Source organism: Flavitalea antarctica, from assembly GCF_054461535.1.
Genome location: NZ_JBTLQG010000008.1, coordinates 76,658 through 97,755, shown reverse-complemented (window position 1 = coordinate 97,755; position 21,098 = coordinate 76,658). Strand labels below are relative to the sequence as shown.

Genomic DNA, 21,098 nt, shown 5'->3' with positions numbered 1-21,098 from the left:
TCAAGACACTGGCGTGTCAGCGGGCGCCTTGAGTTGATGAAATCTGCTTCCGATATGCCAATCTTGCCGAACCAATTCCAACCACCCTGGATACATGGTAAACCGTCCCTGTTTTTTCAATACATCCTTTACCTTCTAGTGATTCTGCAATTTGAACGCCAACATATCCGGCAAGATGGTCATAGCAACTCCGGCAATACTTAAGTGGCGTCATCCCTTTCTCGGGCGGGCAGTCCTTTTGTTTGCTTCGTTTAGTGAGCATAGCTAATGATTCAACCGCATAAGCCACATCAGGGCCGGAGAAAGAGTAATATCTATGCCTCCCCTGTACATCTACTTTCACGATATCGCCAGCGAGTAATTTCGTTAAGTGATTGCTCGCCGCACTCGGGGAGATATTTGCAGAAACAGCGAGTTCCCCAGCGGTATAAGCCCTGCCATCGAGCATATTCCAAAGCATTGCCGATCTTGCAGGTTCCCCTATAAGGCCGGTGATATTTACAAATTGTTTTTCGACATCCATATTTCATTCTTCAATGAAGTATAAATGTAACCGATCCTATTATTTTGCCAGTAAAAAATATGCGGGATTTAGAAATTACATTGGAAAACAAACCCGGGTCCCTTGCTTTGATGGGAGAAACACTTGGTAAACATAAAATCAGCCTGGAAGGTGGGGGAGTGTTTGCAAATGGCGAGACCGCTATTGCGCATTTCCTGGTTAGTGAAGGCGAACGGGCAAGGACAGTGCTGAGTGAAGTGGGTATTAATGTCGTTAGAATCAACGAAGTTATCATCCAGAGACTTCGCCAGGATGTACCGGGGCAATTAGGAATGTTTTGCAGGAAGATGGCAGATGCGGGAGTAAACATAAGGGTACAATACAGTGATCATGATCATCACCTGATCGTCGTGGTTGATGATTACGTTAAAGCTCAACAGGTATCAGACGCCTGGATGAATGAATGGTGGGGTTAGTCCGTAACTCAAAACACAACGACACGAGCAAACACAAACGAAACGAGCAAAGCATAACACAACATGAATAAAGAGCATCATTACAAAATTGGCCTTCAATGGACAGGCAATTCCGGCTCCGGAACCGCAGGATATAGATTGTATGAAAGAAGCCACATCATTATGGTTGAGAACAAGCCAAACATAGCTGCATCATCGGATCCTGGATTCAGGGGCGATCCTACAAAGTATAACCCGGAGGAATTGTTGGTTGCATCGTTGTCCTCATGTCATATGTTATGGTACCTGCATTTGTGTGCCGAGGCCGGGGTGATTGTGATGGATTACACAGATGATGCAAGTGGCATCATGGCTGAAACGGCAGATGGCGGCGGCAAGTTTAAGGAAGTGATGTTAAGCCCGGTGGTGAGTGTCAGCGAAACCTCTATGATTGAAAAAGCAAATGCGCTGCATGCAAGAGCAAATGAGTTATGTTTTATTGCGAACTCGGTAAACTTTCCAGTGAGGCATCGGCCTACGACAATTGTTTTATCTCAGTAGAGCCGAAGCGAGCAGGGTTGCTAATACAAAACACTTAACCATCAACAATGCTCCTTTATGTGATAACTGAAATGTTTAAATTGAGCTAACCTTAAACATTCTTTATGATCGTGCTTTACATCTTTGGGAAAATCAGTGCCGTCCTGTTAGTTGGTACTGTAGGTACGTTGGCAATTGCGGCGATAGTAACCCTGATCATTTACTTAGTTAATCTGCGTAAAAAAAGCGCCAGTATGAAAATGCAGGCAGACGGCGGAAATATCCGGCCCAACAGAAAATAATAACACGGGATGAATACTCACCTAAACAGCAAATCATGGCACCGGCGGGAATGTCCACCCAAACAGAAAATCATGCCACTGACGGAAATGTCCACACAGGCAGAAAATCATAGGATGCCGTCATGTAGGTTGCGATGAATTCATTTATTTATTCGATAGATAAATACTTCTAAGCCCGACCAGGTCGTTTGTTTATCCCTGGTAAGCCCGTTTTTCTCCGCAACAATCTGTGACCTTACATTCTGTATATCGATGATTGAAATTATACTGTTGGCCAGGTTGTTTGTGAAGGCATAATCAATGAACATTTTTGCCGCTTCGGGAGCGAAACCCTGGCCCCAGTATTTCTTGAAAATATGATATCCTACTTCGAGTTCATCCTTGCCATCGACCTCTTGTTTTAACAACCCACATTGTCCGATAAATTTGTTGGTCGTTTTATGAATCAGGGCCTGGAGTCCAAAACGATTTTCTTTATACCGGGTAATCTGCCTGGCGATCCAATGTTTCGCTGTCTCTTCAGGTGATGCCAGTAGAAACTTCGACATAAATTCGACTGCTTCCGGGTCTTTGAAAAATTCGGCCCAGGCTATGCTATCATCCATAGTCAGAAACCTGGTCTTAAGTCTCTCCGATTCTAAATTGTCTTTGTATAAATTTTCCGCCATGCTGTGTTGCATTTCCTGATATATCCATATCAGGAATTATAATGTACCAATTTTTAGCGAGATCTATGGAGTCACCTACCAGGGATGACCTCGTTGAACCCAGAGCCGGCAGTCATATTGGTGGCTTTCAGGCAGTGTTGCCGGATTTCCGAAAAAATAATAGTAAATTCAGGTTACATCATACCCCATGTCTTCTACTGATCCAGGCCAAACAAGCGTCCGGACTTTTACCCCGAACTTCCAAAAAATAATAACATGCAAAAGAGCCTGTTTGTCTTGTGTTCGCTGGTTGCCGGCGGTATATGCATTGCACCTATATGGGACGCTTTTGATAATACCTTTTCAAAATCAATTACAACTAAAACGCCAACAACAGTTCAAAGCTGTGCTCCCAATTCGGATCAGCTTTTATCCGCAAATGCAACCGGAAAATTTATAAACATCCTCCCGGGCTCGGGTGATCATCATTACCACATATCGACAACAAACGACAGCGCGCAAGTCTATTTCAACCAGGGCCTAAGCATGTACTACAGCTATCATATGAAGGAGGCGCTGGCTTCATTCAAAGAAGCAGCCAAATTTGACAGCACCTCCGCTATGGTTTATTGGGGTCAGGCACTCGCAATGGGACCAACTTACAATTTTGGTTATGCTTATAAAATGAGTCCTGCTGTTCCTGCAGTTGTCGCCTTGATGAATAAATACAGGGAACAGGCATCTGACAAAGAAAAAGATCTTATCACTGCCATGAACAGCCGTTATGATGTCAGCGAGCCTACCGACAGCCAACGGAAACAGCTGAATGAAAGTTATGTGACTGCCCTTAAACCGCTGGTGGCTAAATATAACAATGACCTTGATCTCAAAATTTTGTACACCGATGCAGTAATGCTCGTACATCCCTGGAGTTTTTGGAACAATGACGGTACGCCCAAACCCTGGACAGAAGAGTTGGTTAAAAATTGTGAGGATGTTCTGGGTAAAGACCCTCATCACCCGGCAGCCCTGCATTATTATATACACCTCACCGAAGCATCCCGAAAACCAAACGTGGGCCTGGCAAGCGCGGATTCATTAAAAAAGCTATACCCGGGTATCGCGCACATGGTGCACATGTCAAGCCACGAATATGAACGTATCGGCTATTATGCAAAGGGCGTTCAGGCGAATGAGGAAGCGGATCGAAGCCTTGTCCGGTATGCATCGCTGGCCCCGGGCCTGAGCTTGTCGGCCCATGTTTCGCATTACTATGCCGTTGATGCTTTTTGTGCTTTAAGCGGTGCCATGTATAAAAAAGCTGTTCAAAAAACGGCAACCCTTCGTCAAAGCGTTGATGCTGATCATACCAACACCTACAACCAATACCTGTATATGTACCCTGCATTAGCCAACGTAAGGTTAGGTAAGTGGCAGGCGATTCTTGATGACAATACATCTATTGATCCCCAATGGACATATGCCGGAATATTAAATGATTTTACAAAAGGGATGGCCTTTGCAAAAACGGGCGACTTCAAACAAGCAGAAAAGCACCTGGAACAGCTTAGAGCAAAACAGAAAGATAGCATACTCCGGGTTAAATTTTCTCCCATGATGAGCACTCCTTTTGAATGCTCGATGGTAGCAGAAAATATTTTACATGCCACTATGCTGTTCAATCAGAAAAAATACGAGCCGGCATTTACAGCTATAAAAAAGGCCATTCATGCGGAAGACAGCTTAATCTATTCCGAGCCAAATTTATGGATGCTCCCTGCGCGACAATACCTCGGTGCATTTCTGCTACAATTGAAAAAGGCAGAAGAGGCCGAAAAAATTTATCGCGAAGACCTGAAGTGGAATCCAGGCAACGGGTGGTCCCTGGTGGGACTCCACAAGGCGCTGGCGTCTCAAAAGAAACAAGATGAATTGAAGGATTTGAAATCGAGATACATGAACTCATTTTCGGATGCGGATGTAGTGCCGGCTACTTCTGCTTACTAGAACTTCCTCTTAGCCAAGTCATAAAAACTTCTTTCTCTTTTTTCTATTTTGTCGCGTTTGTACAGATACCGGTCAGGTCACAACTATTATATTTGGCCAGTGCACAGTTACCGAAGTTGTTGCATTGCTGCGATAGCAACAAAAAATTCCAGGCAGTTGAAAACCTTCCTATCTAAGACTCCGCCTTGTTCTCATTGAATAAATAAATTCAATACGAAAGTCTCTTTCATGTTGTGCTGATGTCTGTGTAAGATATGTTGTCGATGATCTCTCAGTAAGACTTGTTGTGCTGATGTCTATATAAGATATGTTGTCGATGATCTCTCAATAAGACTTGTTGTGATGATGTCTGTATCAGACATGAAGTGATGATGTCTGTATAAGAATAGCGTATACAGAAAACGTGCTTACACGTGGTTGCTTGTTTGCTTTTCAAGACAAAAGCTCAAACAATCAACTGTATAACCAGGCTCCGGCAACTTTGGTTGGATGCCACAGGGAAACTTATGCAAATAGTGAACTATCCAGCTATAGTGAAATTAAAGTATCGGTCTATAGTGAGATAATAGTCCATTTAGGAAAAAGACATGGCAGATGGACCTGCATAATAAGACAACACCGCCTATCTGTTATCATTTGAATATTTCTTTCAAGCTCTTGTTATTCTTAAATAAACCGTATGCACAGGATTCTAACAAGGTCCCTTCTAGTAACGGGCCTTTTCTTTTCCTTATCCCAGCCTTTTGCCCAATCACCAGGTGGAGTAGGGGAACAGTCTGTTTGGCTCAAGGGAAATTTTTCCGCCAGTTCGTCTTCGCCGCAGAGGCTAAACTTCAACCCGGCAACGCCGCTGGATAAAAACAGCACAAGCTTCAAAGGACAAAACAAGATCGGCGACCTGAGAAACGCAACCATTTTCACTGTATTTCAAAAACCCGGATCGGAACAGGAAAGACCGGTATGGCAGATGGCAGATGGTTCCGGTGATCTTTTGCTTTCTACCCGGCAGGTATCGGGCAACAACGGTAAAATGAACCTGGTGTTCGGGAGTCCGAACGCTGAAGCGGGGAACCAGGCAAAACCGGTCACACTCATCTCTACCTATCTTCAAAGGAATGCGGTAAGGACTATTTCCGAAACCGCTCATCAAACAAAAAATTCCATCACTATCGGCGAACTGGCAAACTCCGGAAGCGAGTCCGGATTGATTGGTGAGTTGATCGTATATGAGACTATTTTAAAGCCAACGCAGATCACACGGGTAGAGACGTACCTCGCCCTGAAATACGGTGTCACGCTTGAAAAAAATTACATCAATAGCAATGGCGAAACCGTCTGGGACCGGAAAGCCGACTCGTTGTTTTCCCACAACATAGCAGGCATCGGCAGGGACGATCATGCAACGCTTTACCAAAAACAGGGTACAAGCACCAGCACATCGGATCAGTTGGTGATTGGTATCAATAAAATTGCGCTATCAAACGGAGAAAACACCGGTTCCATTAAAGACAGGAATTATTTACTCTGGGGTGATAATGCAAAGGCTTTTACGCTGGAAGAAGAAGCCCCGCCGGAACAAAACAATCTCCTGCTCTCTGAAAGAAAATGGCTGATGAAAAGTTCTGGAAAAACGGTTAAACCCATTTCAACTGAGCTGCAAATCGAAACAAAAACTTTGTTGCCTGCCTTTTTTCCAAAGGAGAATTTCCTGTTAGTGATTGACCGTTCAGGTACTGGTGTTTTTGTGCCTGAAAAATGCACCTACATCGTACCAGATCATATTTCTCAGGAAGGGATTGCCAGTTTCAGTGGCGTGGTCTGGGATACTGACCGGTCAGGCAAAGACGTATTCAGTTTTGGTATCAGAAAAAGTCTGTCGGCCGTTGCCAAAACGAATGATGCTGCAAAACTTTTGTCCTTCCGGGTCTATCCAAACCCCACAAAAGATGGTCAGTACAATATCGCCGCAACACTGGAAAAGCCAGCAGACCTGACGGTTCAAATCTTTGACGTTAACCTTCGGCTGATTGAATCCAGGAAGCTGACGGGACAGGCTGATTACCTGTTATCCGGAACAATCAAGTCACCACCAGGCACATACATTGTCAAGCTATTGACCTCCTCAACTGAATTTACAAAAGTCATCATCAAGCAGTAAAAGCCCCGCACTGCTTTGGTAACAGTCCCAAAACCAGAAATGTTATGAAATTTCTTTCCCTTCGCCCCCTCGCTCTTCTCGTGCTGATCTTTTGCTTTTTGGGTTTTGTCGATCGGCCGGTACCTGAGCTTTCTCTTCCCGCTTTCTGGAAAGTATCAAACAATCGTCTTTACCCGGTAGAAAAAAGCCTTACCGACCGGGTCCGGGATAATACTTTCTCCGGAAATAGCCTTACACCTCAACGGTTCCTGAACACGCAGACACCTGCAGACCGCGCGTTAGACTTGAAGTTTGAAAGGATGTCCAACGATCCAGCCACCAGGTTTAGCGCTGATGATATGACGAACTATTTCTTTGATGAAAAGGCTAAAAATCCGGTACCGTTCCATAAGGATTTGAGCGATGTTGCCGGCAAGAGAACTCTTTCCACAACGACCCAATTGAACATGATCAACGGAGGCCTGGAAGTACCGGAAGCCCCGGCCACTCTTGCATATACACCTAACACGATGTCCGGGATCACTATACCTGATGCCACATCCGAAATTGTTATGATAAGTGTACCGACCGCAAACAACTCGGGAAGTGCAGTTTTATCCTACCCCATTAAACTACCTGCCGGCAGACATGGAATGCAACCGGAATTACAGGTTCAGTACAACAGCGACGGAGCCAACAACTGGATGGGCTTTGGATGGGACCTGGCTGCGCCCGCTGTATCCATCGAAACCCGTTGGGGTGTACCCAGGTACAGTGCCACACTGGAAACTGAAACCTATGCCATTGATGGCGGCCAATTAGCACCGGTGGCGCATCGGTCGGACCCTATCAACAGGACCAGCGAAAAACAGTTTTACCCCCGGGTCAACCAGGGGTTTCAAAAGATCATCCGACATGGCAGCAATCCCAAAAACTACTGGTGGGAAGTCACAGAAAAAAATGGTGAACGTCGTTTTTTTGGCGGCAATCCCCGTAATGGTCTTGACGCGGCCGCAGTGCTGACAGATTTAACCGGCAACATTGGGTATTGGGCATTAACGGAAGCAAGGGACCCCCATGAAAACTTTGTAAGGTACCGCTATACGCAAGTCGAAGACGCCGCGATCGCAGGAGGAACTCCGGGCACCAACCTTTACCTGGCCTCCATCTCCTATACAGGCCACGGAAACACAGAAGGCAAATACAGTGTTGTCTTCACCCGCGACCGGGAATTGAATGAACAAAAAAGGCAGGATGTCACTATCAGTGCACGATTGGGTTTAAAGCAGGTGACAGCCGACCTGCTCAGGAAAATTGACGTAAAATACAATGGCGTAAACATTCGTTCGTACCAGTTAAACTACGCGCCAGGAGCTTTTTCGAAAACACTCCTGCAAAACATAAAGGAGTCTGATGCTGCAGGGTTGCTCTTTACCACACATACATTCGAGTATTATAATGATGTGCAGGATGCCGGGGGCGTTTACAGGCCGCTTACTGCAGCGGAAGAATGGAATCCGCAGAACGAAAATGTATCCGGCACTTTTCTGAATCCAATACCTCTTTTTAATGATAATGCTTCTGCGATCAGCGGAAATAAATCCATTGGTGGCGGGTTTAATGCAGCCATCACCATCGGGCTTTATGACGGAGAACTTTGGGATAAGGCAAATACGGCAGGTGTTATATTTGGGTTTAACATCACGGGGAATGAAGGCATGCTGGCGCTCGTCGACATCAATGGAGATGGGCTGGCAGATAAAGTATTTAAAAGAGACGGGGCATTATTTTACAATCCCAACCTATCCGGACCAACAGGCAACCCGATATTTGGACTGGCCAGGCCGATAAAGGGCATTGATAATTTCAACAGGGGCCTGAGCACTTCGGGAAACATTGGCCTGGAGTCAAACTTTTTCGTTTATGCTGCTTTCACGTATACGCATACAGATGATGTGACCTCCGTGTATTTTTCGGATGTGAATGCGGACCAGTTGCTGGATATTGTTAGCGACGGAGTTGTTTATTTTAATCATTTAGACAACAATGGCAACCCGTCCTTCACTCCTTCAAGTGATAACACGCCAAGCCCTATCCGGGCCGCGGGTGCCATTGACCAGGCATTGGTGACCATCGATCCGCAGGTGCTGGAAAAGGCAATCGACGATAACCCATTACATGACGTTGTAAAACTCTGGATCGCGCCGTTTAATGGTACAGTCAACATAGCAGCGCCGGTACAGCTGCTCCAGAACAACAGTGCCGAGGCCCAGGCGTATACAGCTGCGGACGGGGTTCGGGTTGCCATTCAGCTCAAAGGCAATGAGCTTTGGTCCACAAACATCAATGCAAACGATTTTGCAGTGAAAACGCCGGCCGGTATCGATGCAGTCTCTGTGCAAAAAGGCGACAGGATCTATTTCAGAACGCAATCAAAATTTAACGGTGCTTATGACCAGGTAATCTGGACACCACAAATCGCTTATACCAACCAAACGCCGGGGCTGAATGATGCCAACGGTTTACCAATTTATCAATTCAAAGCTGACAACGACTATTTGTTATCAGCCGCTACCTCTACAGGATTAAACATCGGAGGCACCGTTCATATCCAGGGAGATTTCAAAAAACCGGTCACCTCTGATGACGTTATGGTGAAAGTTGTGAAGAAAGCAGGCGGCATTGTCACTATGTTGCTGGAACAAACGCTGGCATGGGATCAGGCCATCACCCTTCCCATCTCTATCGATGCAAATGTGGTGAAAAATGATGCACTGTACTTTGTTGTTTCCTCAAAAACAAATGTTGATTGGACGGCCCTGGAATGGAATCCAAATATTTATTACACTGCATCCACCGATCCCAAAATACCACAGGTGATCGACGAAAAGGGTAAACCCCTGATCCAATTCAATCCCACGGTCGATTTCCAGGCTTTCACCCGCACACTCCAACCAGGTCTTCCCCGGACTGCACCCGTCAGCAAGATATTCAACATACAGGCGAAGCCCATTCTCAATGACAATAGTGAAACGGGGGAAATTGTTTTTTCGATCAAAAAAGAAAAACAGCTGATCGCCAGGCAGGTGATCCCCGTTACGGGCGGTGTGTTAAGCACCGCCCCACTTTTGAAACTTACATTCAACAGCGGTGACAAGCTATTTTTTGAGTATCATACCACCAACACAAAATTGGCCGGCGCGTTAGTGTCGGCCGATGTAGAAACGGATGCGGGTTCGAACGACCCAAAAACCGTTTTGGCTGGTCTGCACACAATGGATGAATCGTTCATTTATGGGCCCTTGTACCGCCATTGGGGTCAGTTTGCATACAATGGCAACAGAACCCGTGCGGGTCAACCTATCATCGAGAGTGAACTACAAATGGATGAGTCCTTGACGAACCCAACTCCGATTGACCTGAGCACCGCCAAAGATGCGGATGAAATGCAGCAGATGTATGCCGCCGGCGGTGGCAATCAGCCCAAAGAAAACAAGTTTATTTACCTGGCACCCACCAATGAAAAAAAATCATGGATTGGATATGATGACATGACCTATGTTAACAGGAATACGATCAGTTCATCACGGATGGGTAAGGATGACCTGCTGCCGGTTAACCCGATTACCACACCGAACGCCGGATCCACATCAGGTGCCGCCGGAATTAAAAAGGTCTCGGCCTCTGATGTTGTTGCCTTTGGAATTGGTGAAGGCCTGGCCATATCCGGGAGCACCGGCAGCACGAAATTTTTGTATGATTTTACAGACATGAACGGAGATGGGTATCCGGATATCTTATCGAAGAGTAGAATTCAATACACCCGCCCTTACGGCGGCCTTGAAGCCACAGCCAGGGAATTACCGTTTGGGGATGTTACTTTAGCAAACCATCATTCAGTTGGGGTTTCGGCCGGTGGCAAGCTTACTCTTTCCAGCGCTCCCAACTCTGCTTCCACCCCTAAAGGCGGAAGTGCGGGGAGTGCAGCGGCTCAGTCGGTCGCGGCGGCTGGTTTATCTGTTCAGTTCAACTATAATACGGACAACGAGGAATTCGCCTTTATTGATATCAATGGTGACGGCCTTTCCGACAGGGTGTACGCAGATGGCAATGTCGAACTCAATGTTGGCTACTCCTTTCTGAGTAAAGAACAATGGGGTTATAAAGGGCTCAATGATGGAGATGCTTACTCATATGGCGGTGGAATTAACATCAATATCAGCAACTATAGTATTGCTGCCGGCGTATCATTTTCACGCACCGAAAACCAACGGAAAAACTCACTCCAGGACATGAACGGTGATGGGCTTCCGGATTATATCTCCGGGATTTCGCCACTGAAGGTCCGCATCAACAACGGGAACGGCTTTGGGCCGGAGATCATGTGGACAGGTGCCGATGCCGTGAATAAAGGGATCTCAACAGGTGAAACGGTCAACATCGCCTTCACCATCGGTATCACGCTGATCCCCATTTTACCTATCGGAAAGTTGTGTATCAACCCGCAGATCAATATTAGCCAGGGAGCGGACCGCACGAAAGTTGAATTCAACGATATTGACGGCGATGGTTATCCTGATTACCTGGAATCGGACATAGACAGCAGGCTGACGGTTTCCCGCTCGACGATCAAACGAACTAATCGCCTTAAAAAAGTGAGCCGTCCGCTGGGTGGAAATTTTGTGCTGGACTACAACCGGGTGGGCAATACGTACGATATGCCAAACAGTGTCTGGGCGCTTTCCAGTGTTGATATCTTCGACGGTGTGAATGGAGATGGGCCTGATAACATGAGTAATACTTTCGATTATCAGAACGGCCGGTACAACCGGAATGAAAGAGAATTTTATGGCTTTGGAAAGCTGGTCGTTAACAACATCGACACCGAAAATGGCAATGTCGTTTACCGCACCATTGAAGAGGAATACCTGAACGATAATTTTTACAGCAAGGGTTTGCTGAAATCGGAAGTCCTGAAAGATGGGAACGGCAATAAATTTACCGAGACAAGAAATACCTATGAACTGAAGGACATTACCACCGGCGCTACACTTCCGGAGGCCCAGGCAAATGCAGACAACGGGAACGCTTTCCCGGCACTGATTGCTACAGACAAATTGTTTTACGAAGGACAGGCCACTGCAGGCAAAAGCACGCGTACTACGTTTTTGTATGATGTATCGGGCAACATCACCGGGTCCATTGATTTCGGTGATCCGGGCCCTGCGGATGATCTTTCCACCGACATTACCTACCATGCTGTGCCCGCGAGATATATTATGAATGTGCCGAACACTGTTACCCTGACGGGAGGTGGAGTGGTCTATCGCCAGAAAGCTTCAACCATAAATACCACAACCGGAAAGGTGACAGAACTGCGGCAGCTTCTCCAATCAGGTGATGTAGCTAAATTCAATATGACCTATGATGCCACGGGGAATCTTACCAGCCTCACCCGGCCGCAGAATGCCGCCAATCAGCGGCTGAATTATACCTACCAATACGATGGTGAAGTGCAGAGCTATGTTACGAAAGTGACAGATTCCTATGGGTATTCGTCCAGCTCCACTTATGACTTTCGTTTCGGACAAAAACTCTCGGCCACTGATCTGAATGGCCAGCAAACACTATACACAATTGATAATGCAGGCAGAATATTAACCATCAGGGAGCCGTTGGAAATTGCTTCAGGCACGCCGTTTACTATTTCCTATGAATACCATCCCGAGGCAGAGGTGCCATGGGCACTTGCAAAACATTTTGACCCTGCATACCCCGCAAATTTTATGGAAACCGCATCATTTTACGATGGGTTAGGACGAGAGATACAAACAAAACAAGACATTGCCTTATTCACCGGCAAGCAACTGCCCGACCAGGAAGTAATGGTAGTAGCCGGCCCTTCGGCCTTTGATGCCTTTGGCAGGACATCGGTTCAGTATTATCCCCTCACGGAAACAAAGGGAAACACAGGGGCACCTAACAACGAAAGTGACGATGTTGCCCCTCATTTGATGACCTATGATGTCATGGACCGGCTGCTGACAACAACATTACCCGACCTGTCAACACAAAAAAACACCTTCGGATTTGGTAACGATCGTAACGGAGCGATGCAATTCAAAACAACTTCAACAGATGCCAATGGTATCAAGACTGAAAAATTTGTGAATGTAAGAGAGCTACTGAAAGGCACGAAACGACAATACAGCCAGGGTAGTGATGTCTGGACGAGCTACGATTATAATCCCGTAAATGAACTTGTAAAGGTGACCGATGATCAGAACAACGTGATCACGATGGCTTATGACCAGCTGGGTAGAAAAACCATTGAACTACACCCGGATGCGGGGACCACTCTTTATAAGCATGACCTTGCCGGAAATCTGATAGAAAAAACAACAGCCAATTTACAAAAAGGTGGAACCGGCATCAAATACACTTATGACTACGAGACACTGGTCAAAATTACCTATCCCGAAAACCCTCAAAACAATGTTACCCTCACCTGGGGAGCAGCCGGAGAAACATTCTTCAGGGCTGGCCGGGTATCTAAGCAACAGGACGGCAGTGGTACACAGGAGTTTTTCTATAATCCACTTGGCGACATTGTGAAAAATATCCGGGTGATCAACGTACCAGGTGTTGTTCCATTGACTTACACAACAGAATGGACCTACGATACCTGGAACCGGTTAACCGCCATAGTTTATCCCGACGAGGAAAAACTTACCTACAATTACAATCTTGGGGGATCGTTGCTGAACCTGACCGGTGTTCATAACGGTACAACCTATAACTATCTCAGGCAAATGGGATATGACAAATTTGAAAAGCGGGTGTTCGTGCTGTATGGTAATGGCACGGATATGACTTACACCTTCGGTGCTGAACGCCGTAAGCTCGCAACAATGAAAGCGAACACGAGTGCCAACCGTTTGATGATGGATAATACCTATACCTGGGATAAAGAAAATCAAATCCTGAACGTTGTGAACGCTGCTCCTGTTCCGCCCAGTAACCTGATGGGTGGCAAATCGGAGTACCAATATACCTACGATGATATGTACAGGCTTACCGGTGCCGCCGGAAGTTTTACCGGAAGTAACAGCGAAAACCGTTTTACCCTTGATATGACTTATAATACGGTCTCCGGCATTCTTAGCAAAAAGCAGGTTCATACAAAAAAGGGCCTGGAAGATGCAGACTGGGTGCTGAGAAACCAAACATCCTATAGCTTCGATTACAAATACAACCCGGATACTAAACCTCATGCACCTGTGAAAATTGGTACCGAAGCGTTCACCTACGATGCAAACGGAAACCAGTCGGCCTGGGAGGATGATGTGAGCGCGCAGAACAGGCAGATGAAATGGGATGAAGAGAACAGGATAAAGACGCTTGCTGATAACGGCTATCTGACCAGCTACACCTACGATGCTTCCGGTACAAGAGTACTGAAAAGTGTGGGCAACGGGCAAACGGTTTCCATCAACGGAAAGCAGGTGGCCACAAGCAGTGGAACAGGCAATTATACCATTTACGTGAATCCCTACCAGGTAGTGCAGAGCGGTGGTTTCACCAAACATATTTTTATCGAAGGTCAGCGTATCGTCAGCAAACTGGGAGCCAGTGGCAAAGGTGGAAACAACAAGGATGCATTCCAGTTTTATTACCACCCCGATCACCTTGGTAATTCAGCGTTCGTCACTGATCCCAAAGGCGAAGTGTACCAGCACCTGGAGTACTTCCCATTTGGCGAAACCTTTATTGCGGAACAAAGTAACCAGCATAGAACACCTTATCTGTACAACGGCAAGGAGCTGGACGACGAAACGGGATTGTATTATTATGGTGCCCGGTATTATGACGGCATCACCAGCATCTGGCAGGGTGTGGATCCTTCATGGGCATTGCCGGCCCAGATCGGCACGTCGCCCTACGCGTATGTGCAAAACAACCCGATAACGTATGTCGATCCGGACGGAAGGTTTAGATCCTTCAACCAGGGCGGACTTTTTGGAAGTACTCCGTTACGATTAACAGCACCCGGGTTGCCAAAAATGCTGGGATGGGTTCCTGCAAACAGGAATGGTGAAAATTCTCGGTTCGCTCTTGTGGGCAAAGCACAAAATCCAAATGCAGCTCAGACTGGCAAAGAGGCTGGTTCATTAGTCATCAGGAATAGGATGGCCGGGGATGCCATCGTGGGTGCGGGTCCCAACGCCACGAAAGCACCAAAAGCGGGTAAGCAGTATTATTTAACACTCAATATTGCAAGTGTAGACGTGTTGAGCACAGCGCCACCAGGGCCAAGCGCAAGTGACAACCAGCAACAGGAAATGAAGAAGTCATTCAACACAATTCAAAAAGCGTTTATGGGGTCCTTTATGAACAAACTTAATGCTGGCAAAGGAAAGTCTTCTCAGATGTCAATCTTTACTTCGATTCTGAAAGCGGAGAGTGCGAAGCGACGACAATAGTAGATGCATAGAATCATTCGGAGACAAGTGGCCATTTCAATTTTCCCGAATCACATGTTCAGCTTAGTCATGTCCAACGCCGTGGCAGATGGTGTATAGCCACGGATTTTAAAGACCTGCCTGTTGGCGGGAAGATAATTGCCTTCGCCACCCCGACGGGTATAAATGGCAACCCCGGCACCGCCGCCGGCAGCGCCCAGGAAAGGCGGGGGATAAGCTTTGACAATGGCAATATCTGTCATGGGTATGTTGGCGATCTGTTGGACGGAGGTCCTTATTTCATCCAGGAAAAATGTTACCGGGCTTGCCCTCCAGCTTGCCACGCCGTTCGGGGATATCTGCAGACCGGCCACCCTGCCTTGCAGGAAAGACAAAACATTGGTAAAGCCAAGAGCAGCGGGCTCGTCCATGATACTAATCAACCGCTCATCTCCGGACCGGAACAAGCCGCTGACATGTTCTTCGTTGAACTGCTGCGCTGGTGTTTTGGCGGTAGCTCTTACAATAACCGCCGGAAGTAAGCTACCGCGGTCTGCAAAAAGCGCTTCGGGGGTTTCAACTGGTTGGTTCAGGGTTGGCCGCACCGCTGCCGGTGGGTTACCTATGTAAAATGTCCGGCCTGCCACAGCAAGGGCATCATAGCTGGAATCAAGTTGACTGCTGATGCTGATATCCAGTGACCCGTTGTTGTTTCTTGTGCCCTGGAAGGCCAGCAAAGCATTGTCTTCAAACAGCCAGTTGCGGATGGTAAAGCTGCCATCCGGCGCAACCGATACCTCCTGTTCATCCCCCTCGCCGGTTTTGGTAAGAAGCGTTGCTTTTATACTGCCAATGTTCTTAGCATTTTTTACCTGGCCAATCACTTCGAAAAAACGTTGTTGCAAACCGGCCAGCAAAGTGTATTTCCCGAGCGGCAAAGAATCAGGTAAGAATATTGCACCAGAAGCCTGGCCATTGATCATCGGCCAGCGAAGGCGGGTGCGCTGGCCATCTTCGTTTTCGATCACCAATTGCAATGTCGCCAGGGATTGCTTCGTTGCCGATGATTGATTCAATACCTGGCCACCGCCATCTTTATAATCCACAGTGACAAATAATGAATCGCCGGGCTTAAAGATATTTTTGTTGAGTTTTATTTCTAATCGCCCTTTTGCATTTTGTGCTTGTACGGAAGCCGTTAACAGGCAGGCGATAAGCGGTAATAAAAGCATGATTTTCATAAATACAATTTAATCAATACTAACGCCAGCAGCCTTTAACAAAACAAAAAAGAAAGATAAAGTTGGCCGTTTTCAATCTAGCCTGATCGAGGCCGGTGCTCCTGGAGCAACCATTAAACTCAGGCCTGTTTAGCAATAAAACTTTCCAAATTTACCCACGTAGTGGTACAAATTTACCCACGGAGTGGGTAAATTTGGAAATAAAAAAGGTAATATTGTAGTATGTACCGAAGGCATATTATCCAACCAATTACAGAAGCTCTTACAGATACCCCAGTAATTGTGATCAATGGAGCAAGGCAGGTTGGGAAAAGCACCTTGTGCGCGCAACTCATCGAAGATGGGCTTTTTAAGGCCAGGTTCGTGACAATGGATGATCCTGCCGTGCTAGCTGCTGCAAAAGCGGATCCATTAGGATTTTTACAACATCAGGACAAGCATCTTATCATCGACGAGATACAGCGGGTGCCTGAACTGCTTTTAAGTATAAAAAAACTGGTAGATGAGGATCGTCGTGAACGCAGGATCATTCTTACCGGATCAGCGGATGTAATGTCGCTACCCACGGTAGCGGATTCCCTGGCGGGACGGATCGAACTGCATAAGTTATGGCCGCTATCGCAGGAAGAAATACTCGGCCGGAGATCCGGGTTTATAAAAAACCTGGTTTCTTCTGAATCCGGATTTCGCGGCAACAAGATGGAGTGGGTAACAATTATGCAAATGATTCACAAGGGAGGATACCCGGAATCCCTGGAGCGACAATCAGAAACAAGAAGATCAAAATGGTTTGGGTCCTATATAGAAGCGGTTCTGCAAAAAGATATCAGGGAGCTTTCAAATATCGAGGGACTAACTCAAATCCCAAATATCCTTCAGTTGATCACGGCAAGAGTTGGAAGCACTATTAATCTTTCTGAAATTTCAAGGCTTTCGGGAGTAAAAAATAGCACGCTTCAAAGATATATGACACTCCTGGAATATGTATTTCTTATCATAAAAATTCCGGCCTGGACACCAAATGCCGAAGGACAATTTGTAAAATCACCTAAAATATTTCTTAACGATACCGGCTTACTATCACATCTGATGGGAGAAAGTGCCCAAAGCATAGAAAACAGAACAAAGGGAGGTGCATTGCTGGAAAACTTTGTAGTTATGGAGATTATTAAACAACTCAGCTGGTCAGCTACTACATTGAAACCCTATCATTTTAGCATTCATAAGGGTGCAGAGGTTGATCTCGTTCTCGAAGACCAGGGCAAAAAGTTGTATGGGATTGAAATAAAGTCTTCGGCCAGTCTTAAAGTAAGTGACTTTAATGGACTCAAACGCCTCGCGGATCTGGCTGGAAAAAGATTTCAAAAAGGAATAGTGCTATATACCGGCGAGCAGGTGCTTGGCGGCTTTGGTGGAAAAAACCTTCAGGCGGTTCCTGTATCAGCTTTGTGGGATGAATGAACATGCAACAACTGGTAAGGCTAATAAATAAGCGTTTAGCTATCTCAACTACCCTTTATGCTCCAATTTTTTGTTTGAGGAAGAATCACCGCAGTGCTACTTTTCGCCACGATTGGCATGTTTGGGATTTCCGGAGTTTTATTCTTAATCATTTATTTCGTTAACCGCAGGGTAAAGAAACATTTGTGAAAAAGCAAATGTAAACGGCAACATTCTTTCAAGTCCGAATTTTATCCAAATTTAGTCCTGGTTCACTGGTTATCTCTTATCTTGGCTCTTATGGCTTATGTTTTCAAAATCGAACTGGAAGATATGCCGGTACCGGTATGGCGGATGGTAGATGTACCGGATCATTTTTCCCTGTTCCGGTTGCATCTTGCTATACAAGGTGCTTTCGGTTGGGAAAACCGGCATCTATATGAATTCATGCATACCAAAGGTTCAAAGAAAACAATGTATGGAGATAGCCGTCTTAATGATGATGGATTAGACCAGGTAGAAGAAGCGTCAGTCGTTTTCCTTCGTAAGTTTTTCAGGAAGCCTGGGGATAAGCTAACCTATCATTATGATTTTGGAGATGGTTGGGAGCATACTGTGGTTCTACATCAGATAACCAGTGAACAGTTGCTTTACCCCGTCTGCAAAACCGGAAGTGGAAAATGTCCACCAGAAGATGTGGGTGGAAGCCACGGATACGAATTGATGTTGGCTTCGTTAAATACTCCGCGGGACCCGGAGAAGACTTCATACCGGGTATGGCTCGGTCTCAAACCCAAAGAAAATTGGGATCCGAATGAGTTTAACTACCTGGAAACACATAAGCGTTTGTGCCTGGTTGTTGCATGAACAAAATAAAATGAATAATGGTATGACATAAGGGCTTAAGTCAATTGAGATGCGCTATGTATCCTTGGTTGGAGATGTCTTTGCCCGGATTTCCAATATCCGCTGTTTATCCAGGTAATGAGTTGCATTCTGCTTTTCAATGTATGTATCCCCGGTTTTACTGAATCGTAAACGTGTCGTTCCAGGTCAGCCGGTTTAAACTTATACCTTAATAAATTGTCAATCGGGTTTGATCTGCTCAAATCGGGTGTGACATCATAACTTATCAAAAATCTATGGCTATAATCAGCAAACAGTCTCCCTTTATCTTTCTTTCCTACAGTCGTAAAAACAGGATTGAAGCTGAAGTGATCGAAGATGATTTTATGAAGTTGGGTGTGTTTCTCACCAGGGATACGCGGGAGGTAAGATTTAAGGATAATATTAAAGCCTTTATGAAGGGAATCACGGAGGCAGATTTTACGATTATGCTGATCAGCGACGATTTTTTACAAAGCAAATGGTGCATGTTTGAGGTAGCCGAGTTGTTGGAATCAGGATCGTTTAATCAAAAGGCTTTGCCGATTTTACTTAGTCATGGATCAGCGACTGATCGTGAAACCATGAAAGAAAAAACTTACCTGTTCTGGAAAGATAAACTGGTAAAGGTTGATGGCAATGGAAAGCGAAGCCCGGCATCAGATACGAAGAATGCAAAAGACACTTATACACGGATTTATCAAACCTTAGACGCTTTCTTCACGGCTATTGATGATATTAATGTTTCGACCCTGGCAGATCTGAGATTGCAAAATTATAAGGATATTATGGAGTTAATTGGATTTGCCGATGTTGAAATAATGGAGGAAGCCATGAAAATCAAATTACTGACTGATTTGGAAGACCGGGAAATCGCTTTAGAAAATTTTGGGAAAAAGTATCCCTTTAATCCGCATTATCTTTTTCTCAAAGCGTTTATCGCCCGGGAATCGAAACAGTTTAAAGTTGCAAAATTTTATTTCGAAAAGGCTATAACGCACAATCAGGATAATCCTATTGGATATTATAATTTAGGAAGGCTTCTTCAACATGACCTGGACGATTTTGAAGCTGCGATTTTCAATTATGAAAAAGCTATAAAGCTTTTCCCGCGCATGGCCATTGCATATGTAAATCTCGGTGCACTGCATTCCCATTTGGGAAACTGGGAAAAGGGAAAATGGCATTATCAGGAAGCTCTGAAAATTGATCCTTACTTGCCGGAAGCGATGGTAAACCTCGCAGGAATATTTTTCGAGCACGAAAAGAATTTAATGGAAGCAGAGCGGCTGTATCAAAAGGCTATGGCTTTAACCCCGAATGATCCGGATATTTATTATTACCTGGGGATGATTGCACGAAAGCAGGCGAATAATGAGACTGCAAGGGAGTATTATGAGCAGGTCCTGGAAATAGATCCTGATTATTACCAGGCTCATCTGAGATTGGCAGAGATATTTTATGCCCTTGAGAATTTCCAGGAAGCAATCGACCATTTTGAGAAATATCTCAATTTTCAACCTGCCGACTATAAAGTACGGTCAAATCTTGCTTCAGCATTTTATAGAATGCATGAATATGAAAAAGCTTTAAAACATTATTATCATGCCCTGGAGGTTTGTCCATCGTCAGAGTCAATACATAACAATCTAAGTATATTAATGGATCAAACCGGAAACTGGAATGAAGCAAAGTTACATTGTGAAGCAACCATAAAACTTAATCCGCTCAATGCGGACGCCCACTTCAGGCTAGGGAGGATCTACCGGGACCATTTTCAGTTAAGCGATCAGGCGGAATTTCACTTTAACGCAGTTTTGCGGATAAACCCAAATGATGAGCGGGCTCAGGTTGGACTTGGGTTTCTTCATTTGGATTTGCAGTCTTCTGCTAAAGCATTATCCTATTTCCGGAAAACGCTTTTGCTCAATAAAAAGAATGCGGTTGCACATTTTGGCCTGGCCCGGGTTTTTGATTTTATGGGAGACAGAACTAAAGCTAAGGAGCATCTGCAACTTGCCTTATCTATTGACCCTTTTTATATAGATGCCCATATTAATCTGGGCGTTTTTTTAAGAGATTCACAGGATTTTGAAGGGGCCCGGCTACATTTCGAAGAGGCTCTTAGATTGGATCCCCTGAATGCTGCAACTCATTTTAAAATGATGCACCTGTTGTTAATGCATCTAAATGATCGACAAGGAGCCAAATTACATTACATAAAAGCTAAAGAAATTGATGCCAAATTTGGCCGAAAGTTTTTGGATAAGCAATTTCATCTGGTCGGGAGACGATGGTTCCAGGGATGGCGGTCATTTTTTAAGCGAAAACAGGAAGAGGGTTAACCATGATTGTTGTTTAACAGCTGTTTTCATTGTGCCGGCTGGAAGATTTTTACATCATTACCCTTATCGACTATTGGCAAGGCACTACTGGTCTGCAACAGACAGTATCCAGAATCAAGACCATGTACGACAATA

At 45.5% G+C, this 21,098-nt stretch carries 12 protein-coding genes; 9 read left to right on the top strand and 3 right to left on the bottom strand.

Annotation, left to right across the window (positions count from 1 at the left end):
- Positions 1-16 precede the first annotated feature (16 nt).
- Positions 17-523, bottom strand: a complete 507-nt coding sequence (locus tag ACX0G7_RS10415) for an ArsR/SmtB family transcription factor (protein WP_458923401.1) — start codon at positions 521-523, stop codon at positions 17-19.
- A gap of 59 nt (positions 524-582) precedes the next feature.
- On the opposite strand from ACX0G7_RS10415, the gene ACX0G7_RS10410 reads away from it, so the two are divergent.
- The 3 genes from ACX0G7_RS10410 to ACX0G7_RS10400 all read left to right on the top strand — a co-directional run bounded on the left by ACX0G7_RS10410 (position 583) and on the right by ACX0G7_RS10400 (position 1,799).
- A complete protein-coding gene (locus ACX0G7_RS10410) occupies positions 583-978 on the top strand; it encodes a hypothetical protein (RefSeq protein WP_458923400.1) in 396 nt (131 codons plus the stop codon).
- Between the two features lie 63 nt (positions 979-1,041).
- The gene (locus ACX0G7_RS10405) at positions 1,042-1,518 is read left to right on the top strand and encodes an OsmC family protein (protein ID WP_458923399.1); all 477 of its coding nucleotides are present in this window, start codon (positions 1,042-1,044) and stop codon (positions 1,516-1,518) included.
- A gap of 104 nt (positions 1,519-1,622) precedes the next feature.
- The gene (locus ACX0G7_RS10400; protein WP_458923398.1) at positions 1,623-1,799 is read left to right on the top strand and encodes a hypothetical protein; all 177 of its coding nucleotides are present in this window, start codon (positions 1,623-1,625) and stop codon (positions 1,797-1,799) included.
- Positions 1,800-1,939: 140 nt separating this feature from the next.
- On the opposite strand, the gene ACX0G7_RS10395 is transcribed toward ACX0G7_RS10400, so the two are convergent.
- Complete coding sequence (locus tag ACX0G7_RS10395; RefSeq protein WP_458923397.1) at positions 1,940-2,467, bottom strand: GNAT family N-acetyltransferase; 528 nt, start codon at positions 2,465-2,467, stop codon at positions 1,940-1,942.
- A 255-nt stretch (positions 2,468-2,722) separates the two neighbouring features.
- On the opposite strand from ACX0G7_RS10395, the gene ACX0G7_RS10390 reads away from it, so the two are divergent.
- The 3 genes from ACX0G7_RS10390 (at position 2,723) to ACX0G7_RS10380 (ending at position 15,073) form a co-directional block, all read left to right on the top strand.
- Positions 2,723-4,453, top strand: coding sequence for a tetratricopeptide repeat protein (locus ACX0G7_RS10390; protein ID WP_458923396.1), 1,731 nt, complete (start codon positions 2,723-2,725; stop codon positions 4,451-4,453).
- Positions 4,454-5,132: 679 nt separating this feature from the next.
- The gene (locus tag ACX0G7_RS10385; RefSeq protein WP_458923395.1) at positions 5,133-6,611 is read left to right on the top strand and encodes a T9SS type A sorting domain-containing protein; all 1,479 of its coding nucleotides are present in this window, start codon (positions 5,133-5,135) and stop codon (positions 6,609-6,611) included.
- A gap of 44 nt (positions 6,612-6,655) precedes the next feature.
- Positions 6,656-15,073: a SpvB/TcaC N-terminal domain-containing protein gene (locus ACX0G7_RS10380; protein ID WP_458923394.1), complete on the top strand. Its 8,418-nt coding sequence runs from the start codon at positions 6,656-6,658 to the stop codon at positions 15,071-15,073.
- Positions 15,074-15,123: 50 nt separating this feature from the next.
- On the opposite strand, the gene ACX0G7_RS10375 is transcribed toward ACX0G7_RS10380, so the two are convergent.
- Positions 15,124-16,293, bottom strand: a complete 1,170-nt coding sequence (locus tag ACX0G7_RS10375) for a hypothetical protein (protein ID WP_458923393.1) — start codon at positions 16,291-16,293, stop codon at positions 15,124-15,126.
- A gap of 222 nt (positions 16,294-16,515) precedes the next feature.
- Here ACX0G7_RS10375 and ACX0G7_RS10370 point away from each other — a divergent pair, with 222 nt between their 5' ends.
- From ACX0G7_RS10370 to ACX0G7_RS10360, 3 genes are all read left to right on the top strand, one after another.
- Entirely contained in the window at positions 16,516-17,754 is a 1,239-nt protein-coding gene (locus ACX0G7_RS10370) for an ATP-binding protein (protein ID WP_458923392.1), read from the top strand.
- A gap of 279 nt (positions 17,755-18,033) precedes the next feature.
- Positions 18,034-18,600: a plasmid pRiA4b ORF-3 family protein gene (locus ACX0G7_RS10365; RefSeq protein ID WP_458923391.1), complete on the top strand. Its 567-nt coding sequence runs from the start codon at positions 18,034-18,036 to the stop codon at positions 18,598-18,600.
- A gap of 275 nt (positions 18,601-18,875) precedes the next feature.
- The gene (locus ACX0G7_RS10360) at positions 18,876-20,963 is read left to right on the top strand and encodes a tetratricopeptide repeat protein (protein ID WP_458923390.1); all 2,088 of its coding nucleotides are present in this window, start codon (positions 18,876-18,878) and stop codon (positions 20,961-20,963) included.
- Positions 20,964-21,098: the final 135 nt, after the last annotated feature.